A 7,843-nucleotide genomic window follows, 5' to 3' on the forward strand; every position below is an offset into this window, starting at 1 on the left:
ACCTCAACCGTGGACGAGGCGTTCCATTGATGTTTGGCCTCTTTCTCGGCATCGCGGTCGCGATGGACTATGCGCTGAAGAGGACGCGTTGGGGGCGCTCGATGCATGCGGTTGGTGGTAATCACGAAGCGGCTCGGCGGGCGGGTATCAATGTTGGCGCTATTTACACCAGCGCGTTTGTGTTGTGCGCGAGTCTTGCGGCGCTGGGCGGCGTACTGACCGCGGCGCGGCTCGCTTCGGCCAGTCAACAGGCGGGCACCGGTGACGTCAATCTGAACGCTATCGCGGCGGCGGTGATCGGCGGCACCAGTCTGTTCGGGGGGCGCGGCAGTGCGTATTCGGCGGTGCTGGGGATTATTGTGATCCAGTCGATTGCGAGTGGTTTGACGTTGCTGAATCTGTCGTCGTCGCTGCGTTTCATGATCACCGGCGCGGTGCTGGCGATCGCGGTGATCGTCGACTCGCTGGCGCGTCAGTCCCGCGTTTCACATGGCCGTGCGTAAATCCAGGAATCGAGGAGTATTCAATGTCTGAATCCATCAAAGGAAAGGTCGCCGCCATCACAGGTGCGGCCTCGGGTATCGGCCTCGCATGCGCGCGAGCACTGCTCGCGGAGGGCGTGAAAGTCGTGCTGATCGACCGCGCGCAGGACCGGCTCGCGCAACTCTGCGCGGAGCTGGGACCGAACGCTTTTCCGCTAGTCGTCGATCTGCTGCAGCCCGCGGAAGTTTCGGGGATCCTGCCGAAGATCCTCGACCTCGCCGGCGGCCTCGATATCTTCCACGCCAATGCCGGCGCCTACGTCGGCGGTGAAATAAAGGACGGCAATCCGGACGAGTGGGACCGCATGCTGAACCTGAACATCAATGCCGCGTTCCGTTCGGTCCACGCCGTGCTGCCGCATCTGGTCGCGCAGAAATCGGGCGATATCGTCTTTACCAGTTCGATCGCGGGGATCGTCCCGGTAGTGTGGGAGCCGATCTACACCGCCTCGAAATTCGCGGTACAGGCCTTTGTCCACACAACCCGGCGCCAGCTCTCGAAACACGGCGTACGGGTCGGCGCGGTGGCGCCCGGACCGGTTGTCACGGCGTTGCTCGACGACTGGCCGAAGGCGAAGATGGACGAGGCGCTCGCTTCGGGCAGCCTGATGCAGCCGAACGAAGTCGCAGAAGCGGTGCTCTTCATGCTGACGCGGCCCCGTAATGTGACCATTCGCGATATCGTGATACTTCCGAATAGCGTCGATCTGTGACTATGACTTCTGAAAATCCAACCTCCAACGCGTCAGGCAGCGCGCAAGATGCCCGCTACGTCGTCGGCGTGGACGTCGGCACGGGCAGCGCCCGCGCCGGAATCTTCGACCTCGCCGGCCACATGGTGGCTACGGCAAAACGCGACATCACGCTGTTCCACGCGAGCGGCTCGATTGTCGAGCAGTCGAGCGCCGAGATCTGGAACGCCGTGTGCGATTCCGTGAAGGAGGCGCTGGCGCAGGCTGCGGTGTCGCCCGATCAGATCGCCGGGATCGGCTTCGACGCCACCTGCTCGCTCGTCGTGCTGGGCGAGGGTGGGCAATCGTTGCCTGTGGGGCCGTCGGAGCAGGTTGAGCGCGACATCATCGTCTGGATGGATCATCGTGCGCTTGAGCAGGCCGAGCGCATCAACGCGGGCGGCCACGAGGTGCTGAAGTTTGTCGGTGGCAAGATTTCTCCAGAGATGGAGACGCCGAAGCTGCTGTGGCTGCTCGAGAACAGGCCGAAGGTTTTCGCGGCCGCGTGGCAGTTCTTCGATCTGACCGACTTCCTCACCTGGCGCGCGACCGGGGATCTCTCCCGCTCCACCTGTACGGTCACCTGCAAATGGACCTATCTGGCGCATGAGCGGCGCTGGGACGAGAGTTACTTTCGCAGCGTCGGCCTGGGCGTGCTGGCGGACGAGGGTTTTGCGCGTATCGGCCAGAGTGTCGTCGACGCGGGGACGCCGTTGGGCAGCGGACTGACGGCAAAGGCTGCCGCAGAACTCGGCCTACGCAGCGGAACGCCGGTCGCCACGGGCGTGATCGATGCGCATGCCGGCGGCATCTGCACGGTCGGCGCCGATGGCGCGCCCGAGTCGTGCCTCGCCTACGTCTTCGGCACCTCATCGTGCACGATGACGACGACCCGAGCTCCCGTGTTCGTGCCCGGCGTGTGGGGGCCTTATTTTTCGGCGATGGTGCCGGACGCATGGCTTAACGAGGGCGGTCAATCGGTGGCGGGTGCTGCGATCGAACGGCTGATTTCGATGCATCCCGCAGCCTCCGATGCCCGAAGCCGCGCGGAGCAGGAGGGCCAGTCCTTGCCCACCTTGCTCGCCTCCCTTGCCGCGCAGGCGGCGGACAATTTGTCCGGGGTAGTGGCGATGGCTGACGGCCTGCATGTCGTTCCTGAGTTCCTCGGAAACCGTGCGCCGTTCGCCGATCCTCACGCCAGAGCCGTGATTGCAGGGCTTGGAATGGAGGACGACCTGGACAGCCTGGTCGCGCTCTATATAGCCGGCATTTGCAGTATCGGTTACGGCCTGCGCCAGATCATCGAAGTACAGGCTGCAGCCGGTGCGCCGATCGAGCGCGTGGTAATCAGCGGCGGGGCGGGGCGGCTCGATCTGGTTCGCCAACTGCTCGCCGATGCGACCGGCAAGCCCGTGCTGGCCATCCAGGCAGAAGAGCCCGTTCTGCTCGGCGCTGCCATGCTGGGCGGTGTGGCGGGCGGACAGTTCGACGACGTGCGCTCGGCGATGGCGCGGATGTCGCAGATCAGCAAGACCTACGAGCCGGCGACAGACGATGTCGCAGAACGCCACGATTCCCGGTTCCGCGCGTTCAAGCAGTTGCAGAACGTGGCCAGAGAAATCCGCTAGATCCGCAATGAGAAGATCGCATCCTTCGAACACGTGAAGCGCGCACGCGGCTAGAATGCTCGCCGGGTCTTTGGCCCGGCACTCCTGCTTCGGAGAGCCGGCTCAAGACCGGCCCTGGACACGAAGAAGGAGACCTCATGGCAAGCCCCGACCCATCTGGGTCCGTCACGTCCGCTCACGGTGCAGCAGTGCAGCAGTGCTGGATGCCGGCACGATTTCCGCGCGGCTCGACCGCTTGCCCGCCACGCGTTCCATCTGGAAACTCGTGGTCCTGCTGAGCCTCGGCTTCCTCTTCGAACTCTACGACCTGCTCTACACCGGCTATGTCGCGCCGGGTCTCGTCAAAAGCGGGCTGCTGACGGCGACCACCCATGGCCTGTTCGGTACGACCGGTGTCGCGAGCTTTATCGCCGCGCTGTTCGCCGGCCTGTTTATCGGCACTATTGCGTGCGGATTTCTCGCCGACCGCTTTGGCCGCCGCGCGGTCTTCACGTATTCGCTGCTGTGGTACACCGTCGCCAACGTCGTGAGTATGCAATCCCGACACTACCCTGTTGCTGCTTACCCTGACCGTCCAGGTAAGTGAAGCCGAGTGTCAGCGTGCCGGACGCGCCGGCTGTGCCGGGGTCGTAGGTCAGCGCCAGATCACACGGGTTCTGCGCATTGACGCTTGCGCACGAAAACGACGGCGAAGCGGCGCTCCATCCCGAAGGCAACGTTGAAAGGCCCGTGGTAACCGTCAACGCTGTCGCGCTAACGCCATCCGGTACGCCGAACGCGACCGTGACCGGTGTGCTGCTGTTGAGCGGTACATTGCTGAGGGTATTGGCGGTGACGGCTGTCGACACGGTGGACGCGCTCGGTGCCGTGACACCCGAACCGGATGAGCGACTCTCCCCCCCATGGCACGCACTGAGCGCCAGGATCGACAACGGCAGCAGGATCCACTTCACGATCTTCATTTTTCTCTCCCCGATTTCGTTTCTTTCCGCCGAAATTTTTGATAGCCGGCCCGTATCGGCTGATCGCTGAATTTGGCCTCAACGCCCGGGGGAAAGGCAATCTTTAATCTGGACGTTTGGTTACCAAGTATTCGTGGGTTTGCGGTGTTGCTGGCAGAAGCTTTAAATGGCCGATGAAAAGCCCCAGCAAGCGCACTCTTTCGTTACAGGCCCAATCTTTGAGCGCCCTCGGGAGACGAAAAAATATCGAGTTCACCGATTGCTAACGATTCCGGCATCGATGTCGAGTGGCCGGAACTGGCTCGATAGCAGCCGCCGCGACCGGGGACGTGGGCGCGGACGTAGTCCGCTGTCGCCCGCGTAGGTCTCCGATGAAACTGACAAGGTGCACAGCACGCGTGTCGGACGTATAAGCGTCCCGCGCGTGATGCGGCGGATGCGTTCTCGCAAATCAGCAAGTCCTGCAGCCGAAGCAGCCGACGCCTGTTCCGCAAGTTGCTTACCAAAACATAGATGGCAAGTGCGCGTCGTCGATGATTGGCCTGTCGCGGGACACGACCGACCTAGTCTTGCGTCTTCCCGGAACCGATTTTGTCCAACGACGACAAAACATCCTCTGGCAAGTGAAGGTTTACGCTTTTAATGTTCTGCTTCAGATGCTCGACTGATGAGGTACCGGGTATCAGGAGGATGTTCGGCGAGCGCTGTAACAACCATGCAAGGGCTACCTGCATTGGTGTCGCTTCGCATTGGTCTGCAGCGTGGCTCAGTGCATCGGCCTGCAGCGGGGAGAAGCCGCCGAGCGGAAAAAACGGGACATAGGCGATGCCATCTTCTGCAAGACTGTCAATCAGCGTGTCATCGTTTCGATGAGCAAGGTTGTACATGTTCTGCACGCACGCAATGCTCGTAATCGCGCGGCCCTGTGCCACCTGCTGTGCGGTCACATTGCTCAGCCCAATGTTACGAATCAAGCCTTTCGTCTGAAGCTCCGCGAGCGCCGTCAAAGGCTCTTCGATGTCACCCTCAGTCGGTGCTGCGACGTCGAACATCACACGAAGGTTCACGACGTCCAGCGTATCGAGACCGAGATTGCGAAGGTTGTCATGCACCGCCGACTCCAGTTCGGCCGCCGATGACGCAACGTTCCACGAGGCATCGCTACCCCGGCTGGCCCCTACCTTCGTGACAATAGTGAGAGCGTCAGGATAGGGATGGAGCGCCTCGCGGATAAGCTGATTTGTAACGTGTGGGCCATAGAAATCGCTCGTGTCAATGTGCGTGATTCCGCTTTCAACAACGGCACGAAGCACTACTATCGCTGCGGCGCGGTCTTTCGGTGGGCCGAAAACGTGAGGACCCGCTAGCTGCATCGCGCCGTAGCCCATGCGCGTAACAGACAGGTCGCCAAGTTGAAAAATACCAGCTCGCGTAACTTCAGCCATTGATGCACTCCTTCTTTCGGTTTGTTGTTTCCGTAGCTGCAAGATGTTCGGATAGAATACGAATAATCATTCAGATTGTGAATTCGCATATGCGGACAGATAACGGACAGGGGCTGGACGCCCGCAAACAGCCGCAGCAGGCGCGTTCCCAGGCTACCGTGGACGCGATTTTCGATGCGACTATTCAGGTTTTGCTGGCTGAGGGCTTGCAGCGACTTACCACTATCCGGGTGGCCGAAAGAGCCGGCGTATCTGTCGGAACGCTTTATCAGTATTTTCCTCAAAAGCAGGCGCTTCTTTTTGCCGTGCTGCAGCGGCATCTGGAAAGGGTGGTGACAGCGATCGAGGATGCCACTGCGTCAGCGCATAACGCGTGTTTGTCGACGATGGTGAAGGCTGTGGTTGCAGCATTCGTGAAAGCAAAAACGGAGAACCTGGACGAATCGCGTGCTCTATATGCGGTTGCCCTCGAACTCGACTCACGCGGCTACGTTCGCGAAGTGGAGGCTCGCAACCGCGCGGCGCTAGAGGCTATGCTGAAGACGGCTTCCGATGCGCATTTTGACGACATTTCCACGACCATTTTCATGTTCACGGGAGCATTGGTCGGCCCCATACGTTTGCTGCTTGAGGGGAAGTCGCCGCAATCAGTGATCCGCAAGCTTCGCGGTCAACTTGAGTCGCTCTGTCTAGGGTATCTCGAACGCGAGGCGCGTCCAAAGTGTTCGGCGAACTAGTCGCAACCGTTGCAGGAAAGCCGAATATGCCAGTTAACCGGCTTCTAGAGACAGGCCCCACCTGATTTTCGTCTGGTGGCACGGCGCCCGGCCGTAGCAACCTTGCAAGCGGACACTCAGAGGAATCGGACGACTGTCTCAAAGTGTTTAAGACAGTATGACTTTCCGTGAGGCAAAGGCTGGTCCGCCGTGAGGGAATCTAACGCGGGTTAGCATTGCCAGAGCCGCAAGGTGTGCATAGCGCCACACCTCGGCGATTTCCGGCACGGAGGCCAGCATGGAAAACGATAGCACGGTGTACGTCGGCCTAGACGTCCACAAGGATTCGATCACGGTCGCCTATGCTCTCGGCACGGACGAGGTCGAACTGCCCGGCAAGATCGGTACGACGAAGACGGATATCGATCGCCTGTGCAAACGTCTTCAATCGAAGGCGCGCCACATACGCGTCGTCTACGAGGCAGGACCATGTGGCTACGGCCTTTACCGGCAACTGCTCCAGAAGGGTTTCGACTGTATGGTGTGCGCACCGTCGTTGATTCCCAGAAAGCCCGGCGAGCGCGTCAAGACGGATCGGCGCGATGCGGTCAAGCTTGTACGCTCCCTACGGGCTGGGGACCTGTCAGAGGTGCACGTGCCGACCGTCGAGGACGAGGCGTTTCGTGACCTGGCCCGTGCATGGATGATGGCCAAAGACGATTTGAGGCAGGCGCGGCAACGGCTTAAATCGTTTCTGCTGGCACACGACGTACGCTATGTCGGTCACGCCGACTGGGGACCTGCTCACCGGCGCTGGGTAAGCCAGTATGCGTTTGGCAGCGAATGGCAGCAATTCGCATTTGAGGAGCTGCGGCGTACGATTGAGGACCGGCTCGCACAATGCCAGCGCGTTGAAGCCGCCTTGCGTGAGGCGGTGACGACCTGGCGATTCTATCCGGCCGTCCTGGGTCTGCAGGCCATGCGCGGTGTGCAGTTCACCACGGCCGTTGGAATGCTCGCCGAACTTGGAGATTTGTGCCGCTTTGACCATCCGCGCCAATTGATGGCGTGGCTCGGCGTCACCCCGTCAGAACACTCATCGGGTGACAAGCGACGGCGGGGAAGCATCACCAAGACCGGCAACGGCTATGCAAGAAAGCTGCTCGTGGAAGCTGCGTGGAGCTACCGGCACCCTGCACGTGTAAGCGCCGACATCCAGCGTCGGCACGAAGGCATTCCGAAGGCCATCATTGATCGCGCCTGGGACGCGCAAATTCGACTGTGTCGCCGATACCGGAGGCTGGCCGCGCGTGGCAAGAATGCCAACACTACGGTCGTGGCCGTCGCCCGTGAACTGTCGGGCTTCATCTGGGACATCGGGCGCCTGGCGATGTCGCTCGCATTGCCTCGTAGCGCAGCGGGGCTCTGATTACGAAAGGACGGCACTCACCCGATGCTCCACGAGTTTCCTGAAGGCGGCGTAGCCCGGTTACACGAGTAACCCGCGGCACAACCCGGCAACGGATATCACCCGATTTGCGGCTTAAGAATGCGGCAGGCTCATGAGACGGTCCACTGTAATGCGGTAACCAACCCGCGGATATCAGGATGATTCACCGTCGAGATTTACTGCTACGCCGCCCTCAGGGAATTCATTTGAACATAAGAAACATACAAACCATATGTTCCGATTGACACGGAAAGTCATATCGGGTTGTAGGACGCCTGCCCTGATCCGTCGGCACGTCAACTCGCCCAGACGCCAGCGGGCAGGCGTCCTACAAGCCCCAAGGGAGGAAACCGCGGAGTGCTCCGACAT

6 protein-coding genes and 2 pseudogenes are annotated in these 7,843 nt (G+C 60.9%); 7 read left to right on the top strand and 1 reads right to left on the bottom strand.

The features are described 5' to 3' along the window. From M0954_RS17065 to M0954_RS17085, 5 genes and pseudogenes are all read left to right on the top strand, one after another. A pseudogene (locus tag M0954_RS17065) lies at positions 1–503 on the top strand (sugar ABC transporter permease); the annotation flags it as partial. Positions 504–526: 23 nt separating this feature from the next. Then, on the top strand, positions 527–1,255 hold the full coding sequence (locus tag M0954_RS17070) for an SDR family oxidoreductase (protein WP_123388019.1): 729 nt from the start codon (positions 527–529) through the stop codon (positions 1,253–1,255). 2 nt (positions 1,256–1,257) lie between these two features. Beyond that, complete coding sequence (locus M0954_RS17075) at positions 1,258–2,901, top strand: FGGY-family carbohydrate kinase (RefSeq protein WP_297354435.1); 1,644 nt, start codon at positions 1,258–1,260, stop codon at positions 2,899–2,901. 154 nt (positions 2,902–3,055) lie between these two features. Continuing rightward, a pseudogene (locus tag M0954_RS17080) lies at positions 3,056–3,427 on the top strand (MFS transporter); the annotation flags it as partial. A gap of 137 nt (positions 3,428–3,564) precedes the next feature. After that, on the top strand, positions 3,565–3,933 hold the full coding sequence (locus M0954_RS17085; protein WP_122158646.1) for a hypothetical protein: 369 nt from the start codon (positions 3,565–3,567) through the stop codon (positions 3,931–3,933). Between the two features lie 493 nt (positions 3,934–4,426). Here M0954_RS17085 and M0954_RS17090 read toward each other — a convergent pair whose 3' ends face one another. Next, positions 4,427–5,308 (bottom strand): aldo/keto reductase family oxidoreductase, encoded by an 882-nt coding sequence (locus M0954_RS17090; protein ID WP_123388017.1) that lies wholly within the window; start codon positions 5,306–5,308, stop codon positions 4,427–4,429. Positions 5,309–5,397: 89 nt separating this feature from the next. On the opposite strand from M0954_RS17090, the gene M0954_RS17095 reads away from it, so the two are divergent. After that, the gene (locus tag M0954_RS17095) at positions 5,398–6,045 is read left to right on the top strand and encodes a TetR/AcrR family transcriptional regulator (RefSeq protein ID WP_297354437.1); all 648 of its coding nucleotides are present in this window, start codon (positions 5,398–5,400) and stop codon (positions 6,043–6,045) included. Positions 6,046–6,322: 277 nt separating this feature from the next. Further along, complete coding sequence (locus M0954_RS17100) at positions 6,323–7,453, top strand: IS110 family transposase (RefSeq protein WP_297354440.1); 1,131 nt, start codon at positions 6,323–6,325, stop codon at positions 7,451–7,453. Positions 7,454–7,843: the final 390 nt, after the last annotated feature.

It is taken from the genome of Paraburkholderia sp., from assembly GCF_026225065.1.
Taxonomy (GTDB): Bacteria; Pseudomonadota; Gammaproteobacteria; order Burkholderiales; family Burkholderiaceae; genus Paraburkholderia.

Bases quoted from the DNA above. Each gene is read 5' to 3' on its own strand.
- M0954_RS17075 (WP_297354435.1), top strand. From the start codon at position 1,258: ATGACTTCTGAAAATCCAACCTCCAACGCGTCAGGCAGCGCGCAAGAT.
- M0954_RS17095 (WP_297354437.1), top strand. From the start codon at position 5,398: ATGCGGACAGATAACGGACAGGGGCTGGACGCCCGCAAACAGCCGCAG.
- M0954_RS17090 (WP_123388017.1), bottom strand. From the start codon at position 5,308: ATGGCTGAAGTTACGCGAGCTGGTATTTTTCAACTTGGCGACCTGTCT.
- M0954_RS17100 (WP_297354440.1), top strand. From the start codon at position 6,323: ATGGAAAACGATAGCACGGTGTACGTCGGCCTAGACGTCCACAAGGAT.
- M0954_RS17070 (WP_123388019.1), top strand. From the start codon at position 527: ATGTCTGAATCCATCAAAGGAAAGGTCGCCGCCATCACAGGTGCGGCC.